This is a genomic window from Mycoplasmopsis columboralis (assembly GCF_900660675.1).
GTDB lineage: Bacteria > Bacillota_I > Bacilli_A > Mycoplasmatales > Metamycoplasmataceae > Mycoplasmopsis > Mycoplasmopsis columboralis.
In genome coordinates, this window is sequence record NZ_LR215039.1 from 621,370 (window position 1) to 642,431 (window position 21,062).

Below are 21,062 nucleotides of genomic sequence, written 5' to 3' on the forward strand. Positions count from 1 at the left end.
AAATTTATTTAAAAATCTATATTTATTGCAAAAAGAGACATTAATAAGTTTTATAATTAAATATACCAATTAAGTTAGTAGTAAGAGGTTAAAATGAAAAAAACAATCAAAAGTAAAACAATTAAAAATATATTAATTTCAAATTTTATGCTTTCAGCACCACTTGCAAGTGTTGTTTCTTTATCTGCAAACAATAATTCATTAAATGATATTAATGCATCATCTACCACTGATGAAGAACCCTCAATTGAGAATATTCTTACAAGTACAGATTTAGCTCAAAGAAAAACTCAAGCTAAAGACGCAATTTCTACATATGAGTATTTAAATAAAGCTCTTAGAGATAAATTTAAAGAGCAAGTAGACTCAGCTACTACAAATGATGAAGTAGACACCCTTTTAAGAAATGCTTTAAAATTTAATAATTTAATACAACAAACCACTGTAGTATTTGATAAATACGATGAAATTTCAAAAAATGATGTTTATACAAGAGCGGCAAGTTCTGAAAGAACAGCTTTTAGAAATGCATACAATAGCTTAAAAACATTATTAGAAAATGTTGAAGATTCAGAATTCCCAAATAAAAATCACTCTCAATTAAAAATTTCTTCAACAAACTCAGTACCTAATTATGAAGATGTAAAGCAAAAAGCGGATTCATTCTTAAATGCGAGAAAGCAATTAAATGGTTTTAAAGTTACAATCACATTTACTGGTGACAGAAAATCTTACCTAGCTTCTGAGGTTCCTCACGATCTTTTTCATTTTGAATTTACAAACGCTAATAGTTCAATTGAAGATTTTTCTCTTTGAAAGGGAAGGGTAAAATCTTTTGAAGATGTGCAAGACAAAACAGGACCTAATGGTAGATTAAAATTAAAATATGAAATTTTCAACCCCAACATAAATCAATGAGTAGAAGTAGCAAGTACTCAGCTCTTCACCGGTTTTCAAACAGAATATTCACGATTACGTAAATTATTTGATGATAGCAAAGCTTCTAGAACCGAAAATAATGATATTTTCAACTTTTCTGCTGAACTTTTGAATAAATGACCAAATGAAGCGCAACCAGAAGAAGTTGTAAAAGAATTGAATAAATATTTTTCTCAGCATAATGCTATTGCAATTTTACAACCAGATGAAAAAATGTATCGAGATGATCAATACGGTACATACAGATTTCACATAAAACTTCAATCAACTAAAGATGGTTACACAGATATAGAAACTAACAGTAGACAGATAGGTTTTGAAAGATTGTTTTGAAGTTATGTAAAAGAAAAAGATCGACTTAGACAAATAAGAGATCAAATCAATAACGGAACAATAAAAGCAACAGGAACAGCCGTAAACAGTCAAAATTTTTCTTCTTACACTTATTTTGATAACCATTTAAGAGGTGCTGATTGAAACGATATAACTTTTAAAATAAATGACAGAGTTTTAACACCGTATACTGAAGAAATTTTAAAAAGAATAAATCCAGATATACATATTGCTGATTTAGAAAACGGAACAGGGAATTTATTTTATTATGATAAAGAACTTAATGCAATTTTTGAAATCACTTACCCGCATTATAGATATGCTGAAACTGAAAATTACTTAGGAAGTCATATCGGAAGAATACCTCTAAGTATTTTTAGTGCTAGAGAACATTTATTAAATAACTTTCATAAAGATCAAATACCTCCGGTAGAAGAGATTAATAATAACAATTATTGAACTCCTTGATGATATCCTTTATCGGTTGCAATACAAGATCCAACAATTGATGATAGTATTAATGGTAAAAACGCAAGAATTGAAATTTCTCCATTTTTAACCGAAAGAGAAAGATTAAATATCATTTTAAATGATTCAAATTATCCAAGTGCTTTAAATAAAAGTTTTGACAAAGAATTTTTGAAAGAATTTTCTCCAAGATTTGCATCTGAAAATGATGCAAAAATTGCAATAGATAATGCACTAGAAGAACTCATTGATCCTAATAGTTATGACGAAAATAGAAATTATTCAGATAAATCAACATATACTTATTTTCAATCCACTGAAGCTTTAATAACTGACTTTTCATATGATGAGGAATTAGGAACCTTAACTTTCAAATACAAGCTAAGAACACAAAATCAATGAAGTTATCATGGTCTTGTTGATGACAGTAGTGACATAGATAAAAGCGATGAAAGAACTGTTACTTTGCAAGGATTTAGAGCTAGACAAGATGTTCTAAGAGAATTAAACACAGAAATTGCAAAAGCTACATCTATAAATTACACCAATAAAAACTTAACTCCAAGTGAAGAGAATTTTAATTTTTCAAATTTTGAATTTAATTTTCAAAGCAATGGAGATTCATTTACGGTTGGTCCAAATGACGATTTTCCAAACTATGTTCAACGAACACAAACCACTGCTGCTAAAAATTATCAAATAATTGATAATTCTGATATTGAAATTGATCCAAATAGCAAAAACGACCGTTTAGGAACAATTAAAGTAAGATTTAGATTAAATTCAACGGGTGAATCTAGTTACAAAGATATTTTATCTAACTGAACTAACTGATTTACAGTATCTGGTTTTTTAACTGAAAAAGAAAAATTAGAAAAAGTTTTAAATGAAGATCCAAACCACGAAAATCTTTATGTAAACACTGATAATTTAGAATTTCCTAATAAAGACACTAAAAAACCTTCTGATGTTTCAGATCAAGAAATAAAAGATGTTTTAAACGGATTATATGAATCCAAAAAAGCATCTGTTATTGTAGATTCTGTAAAAAGAGACGATAAAACAGGTGAAATAACCGTTACATATAAAATCAATTCAACTAAAGATGGATTAAATGATATTCAAACTGAAAATACAAAAACTTTAAAAATTTCTGGTTTTGTTCAAGATCAAAATAAAAACACTAATTTAGACAGTTTTAACGAAAATAGTGTTGACATCACCTTTGATAATTCTTCAAGTGTGTTGCCAAGTGATGAAAATTCAAAAAACAAAGACAATTATAATATTCAATTAAATAGTGACGATCCAAATTTACAACCGCAAATAATAGGCGTAATTGGTTATGATGATATTAACGGAAAAACTTTAGTAGCTTATAAAGTTATTGATAATAATCCTGAACATCTAGATCCTGATACTGGTTCAAAACCTGAATCGAAAGTCTTTTATAAAGCGGTAGAAGGATTCAAAACAGAAAGAGACAGACTAACTTCCCTTAAAGATGATGCTAACAGTAATTTAAATTACTCAAATGCACAAAATCCAAAAGCATCAACATTCCCAAGTAAAGTGCAAGGAAGTGATTATGTCCTTGATAACACTTTTTCAGCAAACAATAAAGTTTCAACAACAGATACAACATTAACTCCAAATAATGAAGATGGAACTATTAGGGCAAATTACAAACTTAATACTACAAAAACACAAGATGAATTATTTAAAGTTGATGAGACTTTAGTTCCTGAAACTGCTCGCCAAGATTTAAACGAATTTAAAAACAGAAACTTTGTATCTCCTACTACAGAACAATTTAAAGTTTCAGTTGATAATATTAAAGCTGATAATGGATTCTTAAATTATGAAAGAGATTTAGATAATAAAATTCAAGCTGCTAAAAAAGCTATTGATGTTAAAGAAAACCTTTCAGAAGAAGAAAAAGCAAAACTTAAAACTGATTTAGATCAAGCTAAAGCTGAATTTAAACAATCAACATTACCTGTTGAGGATGCTTATAATGATGCTAAATCAACAATTGAAAACGTCAATAGCAATGCAACTACAACTGATGCTACAAAAGCTGTCAAAATCTCCGAAGTAGATACAACATACCCACACTTAAATAAAGAACAAAGAGATCAAGTTAAAAATAATATTAAAAATTCAAACACTTTGGAAGTTCAAAATTCAAATCTGCCTGCAACCACAAAAGTTGAAGAAGATGCAAATGCTCTTGATGATTCAATGAAAGATACCAAAGATCGTGTAGATGCAAATAATTCATTTACTACCGGAGACAAATACACTAATGCTCCACAAAATCTTAAAGATCAATATGATGCAGCAATTCAAGCAGCTAAAGATTTAATCCCGCTTCATACTAATGCTGACGGAACTAATACAAAAGTTCCTACACTTGAAGGAATTGAGGATTGAAAAGACTCAATAACAAAACCAAATACTTCAAATTACCCACTTGAAGCAGTTGAAGAACTTAAACGTGTTATTGATTACTATAAAGACAAAATAAATAACTATGTATTTTCTAAAGAAGATGCTATCAAAGGAATTGATAATCTTGAATATCTTTCACCAAAAGAAAAAGAAAACTACAAAAATGAAATTAATAATGTTAACCCAAATGAAAAAGATACTGAAAATTTATTAAATACAATAATTGACAACGCAACAAACACTAATAATCAGAAAAAAATATTTGCCGATAATATTCAAAATTATAAAAATCTTAATCAATCACAAAAAGATCATTTTATCAATCAAATCAAAGCAAATCCATTAGTGAGTGAAGATTTATCTAAAGATATACCAATGAGCACAATAATTGCGCAAGGAAAATCATTAGATGATAAAATGGGTGAACTCAAAAATCAACTAGAAAACGCAATTAAATTAAAAAACACCAATGTTTATCTAGAAAATACTCCTGAAAACCAAAATGATTTTGATGATGCTATCATGAATGGGATGTTAGTAATTAATAATGAAACACCTAAAGATTATCAAAATCCCAATTTAAACGAAAATCAGGTGCAAGAATTAATTAATAAGCTTATTTTAAAAGAAAAAGAACTCACCAAAAAAGCTGTAGATAATTTAGATAATTTAACCAATGATCAAAAAGATCATTTTAAAAATAATATTGAATCTTCAAAAGAAACACAATCAATTCAGCAAGAATATGTGTCAGCAAATAAATTAAACGATTTAATAGAAAATGTAATTAATTCATTAAAAAGGTTAAATGAAAATCCTTCATTAGAAAACAAAAATCAATCTCAAGATCTTATTGATAAACTTAAAGATCAAGCTGGTCAAGAGTTTTCTAATAAGTATCAAAAAGTGCTTGATTCAATTGTGAAAAACTCTGATTTAAATGATGCTTTAAAAAATTACAGAAACAGTTCAATAAATAATCCTGAATACGAAAGCAAAAAAGACGCTTTAGAAAAACTTTTAGATTCTCCAATTGATGGAATTGAATCACCAAATGATAAACTTAATGCTTTAGTTGAAGATTTAATTAGCAATTATAAAAATATTCATGCTCAAGGAGAAAGTGAAATAGGACTTGTTGATTCGTTAATTAAATTAGATAAAGATCAGTTTAGTAGCTGAAATCAAAACAACAATACTAAAGGTATGTTTGATAAGTATAATTCATTAGACAAAGATCTAAATGATAAAAACTATTTTGATATTATCAAAAAAGCAATTCAAAACAATAATAAAGTTCCAAATAAGATTTATGAACAAATAAAATCGATAAATGATTCAGACGCTTCAAATGTGATTAAATCAGTTCTCAAAGGATATTTAGATTCACTTGAAACATCAAATGATTATTGATGAAAACATTGAGGTTGATACGTCATTTTAACCACTGGTTCATTAAGTGTCATTTCATTAGTTTATGCATCTATTAAGAAGTTTTTGAAAACAAAATTTAATAAGTAATTAAATATTTAAACCCGACAATCCACTCGCCGGGTTTTTATTATTAATTTAAAAAGGTTTAAAAATAGCAAAATTTGTAAAATCTATTTAAAAACAAAATAACATTCAAAATTTTAAAAATATTATTTCAAGATTTTAAAGTGTTGTAAAAATTTACTTTTATATTGTAATTAGAGCCTTTTTTGAGTTTTTTTGCGTTGCTACCTGATTGTTATAACTTTAATTTTATGAATTTTGTTATAAAATAAATTATAAATAATTTAAAAGAGGAAAAGATGTGAAATTTATTTAAAGAAGTTTTCAGGTCGTTAACAAAAAATAAAGCCACATTAGGAGGATTAACAATACTTGTTTTTCTTTCTTCTGGTATTTTTACTTTGTTCCATGACATGAGTAAATCAATGAAGGTTCAGTATCAAAAATACAAAAATCTTTCAAACGGACATGATTTAACTGTGGATTTAAATATTCCTTCATCAGGAAGTTTTTATAACAACGGTTATTACATAAATGGGCTCACACAATCTAATGGCGGAATTTACTATGATAAACCAATAAATTACATTTCAGGTCAATACAGTCTCCAAAGAAACATAATTTCAATTGAAAACATTCAAGATAATTTCATTAATCTTTCAACTTTTGTTGGTTCAAATGATGAATTTTCAAACAAATACATCAAAAGAAATGATTTTATTAAACTATATAATGCTTTGTCTGATAAAAACTTTTCAGAGCAAGGAATTATTTTAAACTACAAAAATCCAACAAAATCTTTTGTTGTTAATCAAAATTACTCTTTAGATACTTTTACAAAAAATGGTAATAATTATGAAGAATTCAAAACTAAATTATTTGCCAATAAAAACAATTCTTTTACTCTTGATAAAAATTATAAACTTTCAGAATTATTAACATTAGATAAAAGCGGCGACCAAATCTATTTTTCACAATTACCTACTTTATTTGTTAATTTACAAACAAATGAAGTAACTTTTGATTTCGTTAAAGGAAAAAATTGAGAAGAACAAGAGCAAGCTTATAAAGTATTTGGTAAATCATTGGCAAAATTATTCGGATTAAAACCAATTGCCAACAGTGAATTTGTGTATGTAAAAGATTCAACTATTGAACCAATATTGGTTGATTTTCCAAATGAAGACGAAAACACTTTAGAGCAGTATTATAATATTGACTTACACAATAATTATTCTTACTTTGATTTGTTCGGAAATGAAGATATTCAAATTGATAAAAATAAAAGTTTTTCATTTCAAGCAAACAAGGAATATCTTGTACCTTCTTCATGAGCAGCTGTTGAAAATGAAGTAACTTTCTTTAGAAGAAAACTATACACCACAACATATGACGATGAAAACAAAGACAAATGAAAAGGTTCATACAAAACTTTTATTTCAAACATTTTTAGTGGGGATGATAATGAATTAAAAAAACAATATGCTCGCTTTGCATATTGAGATAAAGAAATTAATCGTTATGTAACCTATTTTAACGAGTCTGGTATTGCAGATGTTACACCAACATTGATTAATTCATTAAATTTAAGCTTATCAATTGATGAAGTTAATAATACTAAATTAGTTTTAGCTCCTGATTTTGAGCAACCTGCTGCAGTAAAATTAAGCGATTTCAAACTAGAAGAACCAAAAACAATTAGTGAAATTGAAGGTTTTGAAAAAATGAATTCTCAAAACTACAAAATCACAACTTCAAAATTCTATAAAGAAAACATTGTAAAAACTATTCGTGATGGTGCTTTATCAATAACCAAAAAAAGCATTACAGATGACATTATCAATTTAACTGGAAAAGAAAATGTTGGACTAAGACAAACCACAACTGTTGAATCTGTAGATGAAAATGGTAAAAAAAGCGTTTTCAATTTTGTTAATATCGGAGACAATGAAAATACAATTAATGGCGTTGAATTAAATGTAGACAAACCTATTAATGAAAGCCAAAATAAAACAGCTATTACTGAATTATCATTGCCAATTGATAAATTCTTCAAAACAAAACAAATTGATTCATTTATTTCAAAAGAAATTTTAAATCAAGCTAGATACAATATCAGTCCTAACCCAGAGTATTTAATTCCTGATTATAATTATGAAAACGTAATATTCGTTGATCGTAACAATAATACATCAAGAAACTATTCAAGTAAGAAGGTATACCGTTTAAGTGATTATGTCGAAGACGAGAATTCTCCGTTAGTCAATAATTTTAACTCTTACGGAATTGCGTTTATGAACGCAAGTGATTTTATATTGTTAAAAGCAGTTTATGATCAAAATGGTGCATTTACACATTGAATCAATACTTCTTTACCAGAAAATGTTAATGGAATTCTAAATTTAGATCAACTATACCAACAATTTCTTCAGTATAAGTGAATATTAAGATTAAACTATGTTAATCCAAACGGATGGGGTAGAGTTGATCCTAATTTCCCAAATATTGTTTCACTTCCATTTTTCTATAGAGGTCCTAAAGTTGATATTCTTCAAGAAGCTCTAAACAAAAACTCTCTTTCTTTAGGTCTTGAATATATTCAGAAAATGCTTTATGAATCAGATTTAGTTCAAAAAGGATTTTTATCTAAAGAAGAAGTTTATGCAATCATTGAAGGAGCTAATTACGCAATTAACGAAAACGATTTTGCTAGAATTTTCTCTTCAGGAAACATCAATTTGATCGTAATTCCTAAAATGATGTTGGATTTAGTTTATAGTTTAAGTCATAATCCAAAAGGTGACTACTTAACAAAAATTCTTGATTCAATATTAAAGAAATCAATAGAAATTCTAAATGAACAGGGTACACTTGAACAACAAAAAAGTTATTTAAAAGAACAATTAAATAATTTATTTACCTTTGTAAAAGGTGTGTTCGGCACTGATTTATCGAAATTTATTGCACCTCAAACTTTAATTGATTTATCTAAAGATCCTAAAGTATTTCTTCAAAGTTTAAGAGATATTGTTGCAAGTTTTGATTTTAGAAGTTTTTCTGATAAAGTAAAAGTCTTTTTTGATGATCAATACAATAAAAAAACTTTAATTGATGGAATTGAAAGAGAAAGAAAAATCAGTATTACAGAAGTTTTGATTTGACTTTTTGAAACTTCAAATCAATCATCCCTTAAAGATGCTTTATTTAAATTTTTAGACAACATTAATATTAAATTTTTACTTGATTCAGAAAAAGGAATTCAAGCAATTGTTCAAAACTACATTCCAAAATTTAAGCCTTTTTTAAGTAGTTTGTTAACTAAAGTTAACGATCCTAACAATGATGAAAGTTCAAAATATGTAAATTTAATTAACGGGTTAAAATTCTTTATTAACTCATTTAATTTAGAAGAATTCTTAAATGTTTTAAATAAACAAATTAAATTACAACCTTTTGATCAAAGTTCAGTTGTTATCAATAGCATTACTGGTCAAAATGAAACAGTAACTAAATACTATTATGCAGGTGCTGTTAATAACATTGATATTAATTTAGCTATTTTCAAATCTTTATTTAGCGTACCTAGTTCTGATGTTGTATTTAAAGATCAAATTGTAAAAATGTTTAATCTTTCAAATAAAGGTTTTTCAATCAAAATTGATGAAAACAAATATTTAAACCTACCAGCTCCTGATGATCAAAAACTTGGATTTTTTGATTTCATTGATGCATTAACCACTCAAAATAACATTGACGATCTTGAGTCTTTACCTTTATATAACATTGACAAGTTGTTAAAGAAACTTAAAACTCAAAACGAATTAAAATTCAATTCACTCTCATTTGAAGAAAGAAAAGTTGCCGTAGATTATTTAGGATTAGCTGATAAGGTTGATTTAAATGAAGAACAACTCAAAGAAGTTGTTCAAAAATGAGATACACTCTTTAGTTTACTTGTGCTAGATGATTCAAATTTAAAATATCACACTAATATGAGCATTGGGTCATTAGGTTACTTTTTTAAAAACTTTGATGTATCCCATTCTTCCGAACTTTTTTACACACTTTCAAAAAAACTTTTAGAACAATTAATTAAAAATCCAAATCAAAATCAGTATTCATATCCAAAAGATTCATGAATTTTATTTAAAGAATGATGAAACTTATATACCTCTTTACCAAATGTAAATCATGCTCGTAAGATTGAATTTTTAAATAAATGACTTGAAATTGCAAATAATGAAAGTGTTGTTCAATCATTTAATGATTTTGAGTTGTTTAAACCTAGTTCACAAAATATCGCCTTATATGAAAATACAAAATTTGGAATTTCTAGATCATTAGCAAATCCAAGAAAAATGCAAGAATTATTCTTTGCAAAAAATAACAATAGATACAAGAATCCTCTTTTAGATAATTTATTCAAAAATTACAGTGAGTTTTATGAAGTGATTGCGGCAAATGAGTATGGATGAACAGTGGTTTTCTCTCAAATTGCAGCTTCTCATATGTACTTTAATGTAGGCGGAAATTCATTAGATGGACAAGCTCTTAAATATAGTGCATTACAATCAGTTGTAATAGATAATTTTATTAATGGATTTTTAAACAATCAAGTTGTAATAGATAATCAAGAAAGTATTTCAAGAATTTTTGCAAACTCATTCCCTCCTTTATCTTTACTTGGAATTCCTGACACTGTTGTTTATCCTCTTTTAATTAGTTTTTATCCACAAACTTTAGTTTGATACTTAACTAATACCGATGATGTTGATGTATCAATATCTGAGAATGCTAATTTAGCTTATTTTGTTAAAAACAAATTAGTAAATTTTGAAGAAATAGCAAACTTACCTATTGATAAATTCACCCAATGAATTAAAAATTTTGCTTCTGAAGTTGTATACAAATCTACAATTGAAAATGATTTAACATTTGCCATTGCCATTGATGATGATTTCTTCACTTGACAAAAAAAACAACAAGCTTATTTAGATGGTCACTATACTGTTTTTGGAGTTAATTTATTTGACATAATTTTAGGAGCAATGGACTCAATTACTGCACCAGTGGTTCAAAATAACTTTTTAACATTTAGCCAAAGTAGCTCTTCTCTTGTAAAAGCAAACTATGCTTGATTACAAAAAAATAATAAGAAAATTTACACCGGTGAAATTCCGCAAAATCCAATTTTAATGCAAGCATTACTTGAAAAAATTGACAAAGATTTTGTAGTTGAAATTAACGGATCAAGATTTATTATTGTTGGAGATGAAGGATCATTTGATTATTTATATCCAGTTATTGATGAAGCAAACTTGCAAGTAGATGTTGAAAACCAAGGAATTTTATATGTAAATGACAAAGGATTTTCTAGAATTAGATATTCATACTTAGGAAATGCTTTAAAAGAATATCTTGTTGTTAAAAAACCTCAAAATGTTAATGTTAAACTTTTACAAAATAAAATTGAAGATATTATTCAAAACACTATTGATGATCCAAACAGAATTAAAAGAACATATTTAAATAGTGAATTAGATGGATTAAACCCTGAACGTTCATTAAGAATTTCAGCTATTGAAAAAATTATTAAATCAGTTTCTACCATTTCATTGCAACTTTCAATTATTATGATTTTCCTTGTGTCAATCTCAGTTATCTTTATTATTAAGCGTTATGTATCAAATAAAAATAAAGTTATTGGAATTTTGGTTGCTCAAGGTTACACTCCAATGCAAATTGCAATGTCAATGACCATTTTTGCTTTCTTTACCGCTTTAATTGGTGGGACAGCTGGATATTTAGCTGGATTTTTAAATCAAGCTGTGGGAATTAAAATTATTTCAGCATATTGAACTATTCCAATTGAAACACTATCATTCTCACTTACATCATTTGCTTCGACAGTGATTTTACCAATGATTGGAATGTCACTTCTTATTGCTGTGGTAACTCTTTATTCTTTAAGATGAAAAGCTATTGATTTAATGAGTGGAATTGCTGATTTATCAATTGGAAACTTACAACAAAAATATCAAGGACTATTTAAAAAAGTTAATATCAAAGGGAAATTCTCCGCTTCATTAATCTTTAATAGTTTCTGAAAATTGGCTGCATTTGGATTTAGTATTATCTTAACTTCAATTGCGACAATTTTCCAATTCTCAACCTTAGGAGTCTTTGAAAAATCAATCAATAAAACTTATGAAAATAGAGATTATTCATACCGGTTTGATTTACTTACTCCAACAACAGAAGGTGGAGCGTTAATGCCATTTAATAATCAATTGCAAAATAACTTATATGTGCCTTTGGGTAACATTTCAGAGTTTAATCAAATTCAAAGCGATTACTTTAAAGTTGGGAAATCAAGTGCAATTAATATTGATGATCGAAATGGAAATCCTAGCGAATTTGATGCCCACGTAATTACTCAATTTTCAGTTAATTTAAAAATTGATTCTACCATTTCAATTGATCCGTGAACATTGGTGTATAACAATTTACCCGATTCACAAAAGGCTCGTATTAATAAATTAAGAGATCAAGTGGCAATAATGCTTGAAAAAACTCAAAGTCATGTTGTGTTTGATAAAAACAATGTCTTAGATGTTAAAGAAACTAGCAAGTCTAAAAAAGATTTCTTCCATTATGTGCCAAATGCTGAAAATCCTATTGAAGGGAAATTCTTCTACTTAAAATGAAATAACTTTGAAGAACAATATGATCACTACATTATTTCAACAGGTAGATTTAGAAACGAATATAGAGACTTTTTAGTTAATGCATATGCCCAAATTTCTCAAGGTAGACAAGTTAATGATTACTTTGTATCTTTTGGTGGGGTATACTTTAATGACCAAACTGATGAAGTGTATACTTATGTAGATTCTGTATATGAAGATACTAACATTCGTTTATATGGTTACCAAAGAAACAGTCAACAGCTCAAATTAATTGACGCCAAAGGACAAGATTTATTAACTTATATTAATGATGAATTTGACAAAAACAACCATTCATTAAATGAAGCTATTCCACTTGTTATTAACAACGTAGTTAAAGATAAATACAATTTAACAATCGGAAGTAAAATAACTATTCCTGTTTTAAATACTACCGATAGATATACCCAAAAAATTAATGCGTTATTAAACAATGAAGAATATAAACCTACATATAAAAATTACACATTTAAAGTTGTAGGTATTAACCCAACCTTTATTAATAATGAGTTAATTATTCCTAAAAAAGCTGCTGATATGATTACTGGATTAGATTCATTAAACAATAATCCAAAATACGGACCTTTTAATGGAATTTTATCTAAAGATAAAGTGCCTCAACAGTTATTGAATTCAGCTTCTGTGTATTCTTATTCAGGTTATGCTGGAGCTTTACAAAGTTTTGATATTAAAACAGCCGCTTTATTTGAAAAACAAAACATTTTTGATGCATTGTTTGCTTCAAAAACTACAGCTCCTAATTTACCAACCGAAGGATTATTAAAACGTTGAGGATGAAGTGATGAAAAAATCGCTAAATTCATTGATTCTTCTTTTGATCCATCAAATACAACAGTAAAAGAAGTTTATGATAAAGGTCGTAACTTACCTGATGTTCCAATTCAAAAATTTGGAGAAATCTATGATAATTTAGTTTATGTTTCAGTAGCTTCAAGCTTGGATTCAAAAGACATTGAAGTTGGATTTACCACAACAATTGCTAAAACTGTTCAAGTTATCGTAACTTTTATAACATTACTAACATTTATTGTTTCAATGGTAATATTAATTATTGTTTCAACCATTTTAATTAACGAAAACGAAAAAAATATTGCAATTTGAACTATTTTAGGATATTCACAAAAAGAAAAAATTAAGATGTTCTTTGGTATTTACGTCCCATTTATTCTAATTTCGATTCTTTTATCAATTCCTATAACTTACGGATTAATTTCATTCTTTAGTGGATTTTTAACCACAGCAGCTTCTATTGCTATTCCGCTATCACTATCAATATTTAGTGTAGGAATTACCTTTGCTGTTATTTTTGGAGTATTTATTGTAACTTCAATTATTTCTTGAAGAAATATTAATAAAATCAAAGCAATTGATTTATTGAAAGGAAAATAATAATGTTTAAACGCAAAAAAGACAATCAAGTTGAAAATTCTTCTTCAACAAACGAAGATGTTGTTCAACTAACCAAAAAAAGTTCATCAGTTAAAATCAACAAAAAAAATGTGTTTGAGATTTTGGATGCTGATGGAGGAAGTAATAAAGTTATTGTTGACCATTCAATTGCTCGTAAATTAACTAAAGCTGCCAATTCTAAAAGACATAAAGATGAATTTAAAAACCTTAAAAATTCTGAAAATGCCGTAATTGAAGTAAAAGATGTAAGTAAATACTATTTATCTGGTACCACAGTCACCAGAGTTCTTAAAAACATTTCATTAACTATAAATCGTGGAGAATTTGTCATGATTTATGGGAAATCAGGTGGAGGAAAAAGTACATTACTTAACTTAATAAGTGGGTTAGATCGACCTTCTAGAGGAAATGTTATTGTGTGTGATACTAACTTACCTTATCTTAGTGATAATCAATTAACTTTATTTAGACGTGAACATGTTAGTTTCATTTTCCAAAACTACAACTTATTGCAAAACTTATCTGCATATGATAATGTTGAAACAGGTTCATATTTACAAAAAGACAAATCAAAAAAACTTGATATTCATCAGTTATTTAGTGAATTTGATATGGACGATGTAAAAACTAAATTCCCATCACAAATGTCTGGAGGGCAACAACAAAGAGTTTCGATTTTAAGGGCTTTAGCTAAAAATGCTGAAATTATCTTTGCCGATGAGCCTACTGGAGCTTTGGATGATAAAACATCTGAAGTTGTTTTGAGTTATTTATTTGACATTAATAAAAAATACAAAACTACAATTGTTATGGTTACCCATAACCCTTCAATTGAACCAATTGCTGATAAAGTAGTGTATGTAGCAGCAGGAAAAATTACAAAAATTAAAATCAATAAAAATCCTAAACATCCTAAAGATATTAAAATTGATTAGTCTAAACACCTTTGTGAGTTATCATAAACTCATAGGGTGTTTTTTATAAAAGTCTTGATATTATTTAAATTCTGAGAATTTAAATGTCAATCATTGTTATATAATAAATTTATGCTAAATATTGTTCTATATCAACCTGAAATTTGTCCTAATACTGGGAATATTATTCGTACATGTTTTGCAATTGGAGCAAAACTTCATATTATAAAACCGCTTGGTTTTGATTTACATCCAAAATGACTTAGAAGATACGGAGCGGGAAGAATGCTCTCTGACATTGAACATGAAGTTCATGATAGTTATGAAGACTTTGCGAAAAAATATCACGACAAGAAAATTTTTTATATCACTAGATATGGATTAAATACTTATTCAGATGTAAATTATGCAAGTGAATATCAAAGTAATGGTGAACTTTGAGTTATGTTTGGAAGAGAGTCAACTGGAATTGATAAGCGAATCTTGCAAGAAAATTTAGATACATGCATGAGAATTCCGATGGTAGATGCTATGCGTTCAATTAATTTGGCCAACTGTGTAAGTATTGTTGGTTTTGAAATTATGCGTCAACTTGATTTTAAAGATTTATCAAAATTCGAAGTTGAAAAAGGAAAATACTTTTTAGTTGATGGAAATTTTAAAGAGCAAAAATAATCCTAAAATTAAGCATTGACATAAGCTTCAAGACAAAAAATACCGCTTACAAAGCAAAACCTTTTTAATTGAAGGGTATCATTTAGTTGAAGAAGCTATTAAGCATAATTTAATAGTTGAAATTATTGAAAGCGAAACAAACTGAAAATATAAAAATTCAATTAAAGTTTCCAAAGATATTATTGAGCATTTATCAACAACTAAAACTCCACAAAATATTCTTGCAGAATGCAAATTTATCACAAGAGAAATAAAATTTAACAAGATTTTAATTTTGAATAATTTACAAGATCCAGGTAATATAGGAACTATCATTAGATTAGCAAAAGCTTTTGGTTTTGATTCAATTGCAGTTGAAAATTTTGATTTTTACAATCCAAAAGTAATTCGTTCTTCGCAAGGAGCCTTTTTTGATCTTAATATTTTTAAAATATCCTCTAGTGAAGAATTTATTAAGCAAATCAAACAACAAGACTTTAGAGTTTATGCAACAGTCCTAAATCAAAGAGCCAAAAAATTAAATCAAACACATTTCCAACAAGACAAAATTGCTGTTGTTTTAGGTAATGAAGGAAATGGAATTTCACAACAAGTGCAAAATATTTGCGATGAGTGAGTTTATGTACCAATTGAATTTGAGAGTCTTAATGTTGCTTGTTGTGCGGCGATAATCTTAAATAAAATTTACAACGAAAGTTAATTATGAATCATATAGAAACAATTATTAAAAAAATTAAGAAATCTACTTTTCATCTTAGTTTAAAGGGTTATAAAAGAGAAGAAGTTGATTTATTATTGCAAGAAATCTTAGTGCACTTGGAAAATGCTAAAAATTCCAATGATGCTTTAAGTCATAAAATACAAGAATATTCTAAGAGACTTGAAATGGCCATTTTAGAAAAAGAGCAAATGGAATTTGAGCTCACAAGACTTAAATCAGAAAAAGGCAAATATGAGCAAAGATAAAATTTCAGACAATTATAATTTTGTAATTCAATGATTTCCTGGACACATGGCAAAAGCTATGAAAGAAATCAAAGAATCAGCTAATTTAGCTGATCTTTTCATTGTTGTTCTAGATGCTAGATGTCCAATTAGCTCTTATAATGAGGATTTTGATCATATTTCTCCCCAAAAACCGAGATTATTTATCATAACTAAAAGTGATTTGATGGACAAATCTAAAAAAGATAAAATTACTAATCGTTTCAAAAATGAGAAAGTTTTGTGACTGGATTTACGTAAAAAAAGTTCTAAACAAGTGATTTTAAATGAAATTAGAAACATTATGAAAGATAAAATAGCTCGTGATAAAGCAAAAGGATTGCTTAAATCTAGATTAAAATCTTTTGTTGTTGGAGTGCCAAATTGCGGTAAGAGCACCTTAATTAATTTAGTATCAGAAAAAGCTTCTTTGAAAGTTGCTAATTATCCAGGGGTTACTCGTCAAAAACAATGAGTTGTTAATGGAGAATATCTTTTTATGGATACACCAGGAATTTTACTTCCTAAATTCGAAGATCAAGAAGCAGCTGTAAAACTAGTGACTATTGGTTCGATAAAACTAGAAAATTTCTCACTTGAAACAATTGCGTTTAAAATTTATCAATTATTGTCTAAATATTATCCAGAAAAAATTAGATCCCTAGGACTTGAACCTTCTGAAGATAATACGTCAACATATGGTCAGTTAATCGAATATGCTTTTAAACAATCATTGCTAGTATCTAAAGGTCAACCAGATTTAATTAAAGCCTATACTCAATTTATTAATTGAGCTAAAAATTTAAGCGGAGTTACTTACGATTAAAATCAAATATTAATTGATCAAGATCTTGATCAATTTTTTTATATTCTGGGTACATTAAATTTAGCTTAGCATAAAATGTAGAAGAATGACCACGTACTAGGTTATGAACAACTTCATGAGCAACTATAAATTTCAAGTAATAATTACTTAAAATATAACAATTGAATGCATAAGAGATAGTTTTTTTCGTAATATAGTTTGTACCTCAAGTGCGGTCTTTGTTGAAAATAACTATCTTACTATTGTAAGTTTTGTAAAACGTTGAAATTTCTGTTTGAAAAGTTTCAAGCTTTTGAATTAATAATTTTTTAATTCATTTATTTATTGAATTAACAACAAGCTCGTTAGATTTAATTGGATCATTTTTTTGAAGAACTCAAAAACTGTTTTTCAAGGATATAAGCGACATTAGTTCATTGTTTTGGTTTGCTATTTTAATATATGAAGAAAAAGGAGTTGACACTATATTTCAAAATACTTTTTCACCAAAAAGAAAAAAGCTGTCTTTGGATATGTCAAAGTAATATTTTTTATATTGATAATATCTAGAAATTGACTTAGACAATAATTTATTTTCAACTTCCAAGTTTGCAAATTTACTTAATCTTATAATCAATTTACCATCAGCAATATGAGCTTTGGAATACCTTAAATTATCTGTATACACAACGGTATATTTAAGGTTTTGATCTTTATAATTGACATTTTTTACAACAGCTTTTAGCATTTCTTAATTGTATTATATTTTAGCGTGTATAATTGTTTTTATGAAAAAACCAAAGATTATTTTTATTGATTTAGACGACACTTCTTTAGATGCTAAAACTAATGGATCAAAACATTTTAGCGAAGAAAACATTAATGTAATCAAAGAAGTTAACAAAGAAATCCCAATTGTTATTTCAACTGGAAGAGGAAATAATGAAGAAACCAGAAAGATTCTCCAAGATGCTGGATTGAACACATTTATAGCATGAAACGGTGCTCAAATTATTGAAAACGGAGAGATCATTCAAGGATATCCAATTGATCGTGATGTTGTTCAAGAATTATTTGATGAAATCTATTTAGAAAAAGTGTCTGTGATCTTTAATTCAAACCCTAAAAAAATGGGATTTGTAAGAAACAAATTCTTTAAGTTTATTTTGAAATTAGGTCAAAATTCAGCTCGTAATTATTCAGAATTTAGAAATGATTTTATTGCTTATAAAGCATTAATTTGGTCACCTTCAAAAAGAAAGTTGGCTAAATTAGTTAAAAAATGAAACTTGATGTTTTCAGGGAAATTGACTGTATCAATTAGTGGAAGTAAAAACAACTTCATTGAAATTACTGCATATAATGTGTCTAAAGGGCAAGCGGAAGCTCAATATTGCGCTCTAAAAGGTATTGATGTAAAAAAAGCAATTCATATTGGAGATTCAATGAATGATGCCTCAACAAAAAACATAGTTGGAAAAGTTGTGACTTTATCTAATTCAGTTCAAGACTTTAAAAATATTGCTGATGAAGTATTGCCTTATTCATATAAAAACGCCGGAGTTGCTAAATATTTATCACAATTTTTAAAATAAAAAGGACCAATATGTCCTTTTTATCATCTTGAAATGTAACGTCCTTCAGAATCTTTTTGCATTCCTAAAAGAGCTAAGATAAAATCGATAATTTGTCAGATATCCCATCCTAAAAATAATTTTAAAATACCTAATAAAACTCTTCCACCGTAAAAACGATCAATCCCTAAAAACCCTAAAAAGAATGATAATAAAACTAAAACTAGTCTACTTTTGTTACTTGGCATAAACTCTCCTTCTAAAAATTATATGCTTATATTATTCCAGAATATTTGCCATTTTTTCAATAAATTCATCTTGATTGTTAAAATCAATATTTTGATCAATTCAAGTTTTTCTTGATTGAGGATTTTCTCCCATCAATGTGCTTACTCTTCTTTCTGCTAACGATGCATCTTCAATTGTGGCTTGAATTAAAGTTCTAGTTTCAGGATTCATAGTAGTTTCTCATAATTGATCGGCGTTCATTTCACCAAGTCCTTTATAACGTTGAATTTCCAAATTTTGTTTTGAGTTTTCCAAAATTTCATTTAATTCATCGTCGTCTCATGCGTATTGATATTTCTTGGTATTTTTATTAGTAACTTTATATAGTGGAGGTAAAGCAATATATATTCTTCCAGCTTCAATTAAAGGTTTCATCAAACGATAAAAGAATGTTAAAAGTAATATTTGAATATGGGCCCCATCAGTATCGGCGTCTGTCATAATAATGATTTTTCCATATTGAGCTTTACTGATGTCAAAGTCTTTCCCAAAACCTGCTCCAATTGTGTTAATAATGGTTCCGATCTCATTGTTTTTAAGTATTTCTAGTAATTTAGATTTTTCGCAATTAATAACTTTTCCTCTTAGTGGTAAAATAGCTTGAAATTGTCTATTACGACCGCTTTTTGCGCTACCACCAGCAGAATCTCCCTCAACTAAGAACAATTCCTTTTCTTCAGGTTTTTTGCTGGTTGCTGGAGTTAATTTATCACTTAAAATAACTTTTTCTTTTAAAACTGTTTTGCTTTTACGTGCTTCGAGACGTCTTTTTCTTTCTTCTTGACGAATTTCGTAAGCACGTTTAATTTTTTCTAAAACTTTTTTAGCTGTTTGTTTGTTTTCGGCAATTCATAACTCTAAATGTTTTGTGACGATTTCCTCAACGACTGATTTTGCGTCAGGAGTTCCTAATTTGTCTTTGGTTTGTCCAACGAATTCAAGAATTTTTTCAGGAATTTTTAAAGATAAAACGACACTAAGACCTTCACGAATATCATCGCCATCGAAAGTATTTTTTCCTTTTAGAATGTTTTCACGTGAAGCAAATTCATTAAAAACTTTTGTAAAAGCTGTTTTTAATCCAGTTTCATGAGTTCCACCATCACGAGTTTTAACATTGTTAACAAAACTTAAGCAAAAGTCATTGTATGAGTCAGTTCATTGGAAAGCAAAATCCACTTGAATATCTCTTTTTTCATCACTAAAGAAAGCAACTTCAGTGGTTTTATCTTTTGAATCATTTAAAAATTCTAAAAAAGCTTTAAGACCATGTTGATACTCGTATTCTTCGAAGAAATCGGTATTTTCATCATGCAATTTAATTCTAAGACCAGAAATTAAAAATGAACTTTCTTTAAGTCTTTCGCTAATAGTGTTGACATTTAATTTAGCATTTTTAAAAATTTTGTAATCTGGTCAGAATTGTACACTTGTTCCATTGATTTTAGAAGTTCCAATTTGTGTAGTGCGTGTAATAATTTTGTCTTGGACAAATTCGGTTAAATATAACAACCCGTTTCTTGATACAGTTACTGCTAATTTTGTGGATAAAGCATTTACAACACTTGAACCTACTCCATGTAGTCCACCAGAAGTTTTATATGCTCCTTCTTGGAATTTTCCACCAGCATGAAGCTCAGTGAAAACAAGTTCTACGGCAGTTCTGTTTTGTCCTTTAGCTTTATCAATAGGAATTCCTCTACCGTTATCAGAAACAACAACAGAACCATCCTTTTTTAAAGACACTGAAATTTCAGTAGCAAAACCTGCTAAAGCTTCGTCAATTGAATTGTCCACAATTTCTCATACTAAGTGATGAAGACCATTTACATCAGTTCCACCAATGTACATTCCAGGACGTTTTCTAACGGCTTCTAAACCTTTTAATTGTTGTATAGCACTTGCTGTATATTCATTATTACTCATTAAATCAATTATAAATTTTAATTTTAAAATTAAAAATAAATGAATG

At 27.8% G+C, this 21,062-nt stretch carries 11 protein-coding genes; 8 read left to right on the forward strand and 3 right to left on the reverse strand.

Annotated features, from left to right (window positions below; translation table 4 throughout):
- Positions 1-93 precede the first annotated feature (93 nt).
- The 7 genes from EXC45_RS02455 (at position 94) to ylqF (ending at position 17,249) form a co-directional block, all read left to right on the forward strand.
- Positions 94-5,715 (forward strand): GA module-containing protein, encoded by a 5,622-nt coding sequence (locus tag EXC45_RS02455; protein ID WP_036434978.1) that lies wholly within the window; start codon positions 94-96, stop codon positions 5,713-5,715.
- Between the two features lie 275 nt (positions 5,716-5,990).
- Positions 5,991-13,829 (forward strand): ABC transporter permease, encoded by a 7,839-nt coding sequence (locus EXC45_RS02460; RefSeq protein WP_036434981.1) that lies wholly within the window; start codon positions 5,991-5,993, stop codon positions 13,827-13,829.
- Positions 13,830-13,831: 2 nt separating this feature from the next.
- Positions 13,832-14,785, forward strand: coding sequence for an ABC transporter ATP-binding protein (locus EXC45_RS02465; RefSeq protein WP_036434984.1), 954 nt, complete (start codon positions 13,832-13,834; stop codon positions 14,783-14,785).
- Between the two features lie 111 nt (positions 14,786-14,896).
- A complete protein-coding gene (locus EXC45_RS02470) occupies positions 14,897-15,439 on the forward strand; it encodes a tRNA (cytidine(34)-2'-O)-methyltransferase (RefSeq protein ID WP_036434987.1) in 543 nt (180 codons plus the stop codon).
- Positions 15,414-16,139, forward strand: a complete 726-nt coding sequence (locus EXC45_RS02475) for a TrmH family RNA methyltransferase (protein WP_129693780.1) — start codon at positions 15,414-15,416, stop codon at positions 16,137-16,139. Before EXC45_RS02470 ends, EXC45_RS02475 begins: the two co-directional genes overlap by 26 nt.
- Before the next feature lie 2 nt (positions 16,140-16,141).
- Entirely contained in the window at positions 16,142-16,405 is a 264-nt protein-coding gene (locus tag EXC45_RS02480) for a DivIVA domain-containing protein (protein ID WP_036434957.1), read from the forward strand.
- Positions 16,392-17,249 (forward strand): ribosome biogenesis GTPase YlqF, encoded by an 858-nt coding sequence (ylqF, locus tag EXC45_RS02485; RefSeq protein WP_036434954.1) that lies wholly within the window; start codon positions 16,392-16,394, stop codon positions 17,247-17,249. The genes EXC45_RS02480 and ylqF overlap by 14 nt, the downstream gene beginning before the upstream one ends.
- Here the strand turns inward: ylqF and EXC45_RS02490 are convergent.
- Entirely contained in the window at positions 17,236-17,976 is a 741-nt protein-coding gene (locus EXC45_RS02490) for a YgjP-like metallopeptidase domain-containing protein (RefSeq protein WP_036434952.1), read from the reverse strand. The genes ylqF and EXC45_RS02490 overlap by 14 nt on opposite strands.
- A gap of 40 nt (positions 17,977-18,016) precedes the next feature.
- Between EXC45_RS02490 and EXC45_RS02495 the strand changes: the two genes are divergently transcribed.
- Complete coding sequence (locus EXC45_RS02495; protein WP_129693781.1) at positions 18,017-18,823, forward strand: HAD-IIB family hydrolase; 807 nt, start codon at positions 18,017-18,019, stop codon at positions 18,821-18,823.
- Between the two features lie 20 nt (positions 18,824-18,843).
- On the opposite strand, the gene EXC45_RS02500 is transcribed toward EXC45_RS02495, so the two are convergent.
- Together EXC45_RS02500 and parE are read right to left on the reverse strand one after the other, a co-directional pair.
- Positions 18,844-19,050 carry an NINE protein gene (locus tag EXC45_RS02500; protein WP_129693782.1) on the reverse strand — a complete coding sequence of 69 codons (207 nt, stop codon included), beginning with the start codon at positions 19,048-19,050 and terminating at the stop codon, positions 18,844-18,846.
- A gap of 31 nt (positions 19,051-19,081) precedes the next feature.
- Positions 19,082-21,016, reverse strand: a complete 1,935-nt coding sequence (gene parE / locus EXC45_RS02505) for a DNA topoisomerase IV subunit B (RefSeq protein ID WP_036434946.1) — start codon at positions 21,014-21,016, stop codon at positions 19,082-19,084.
- Positions 21,017-21,062 lie beyond the last annotated feature (46 nt).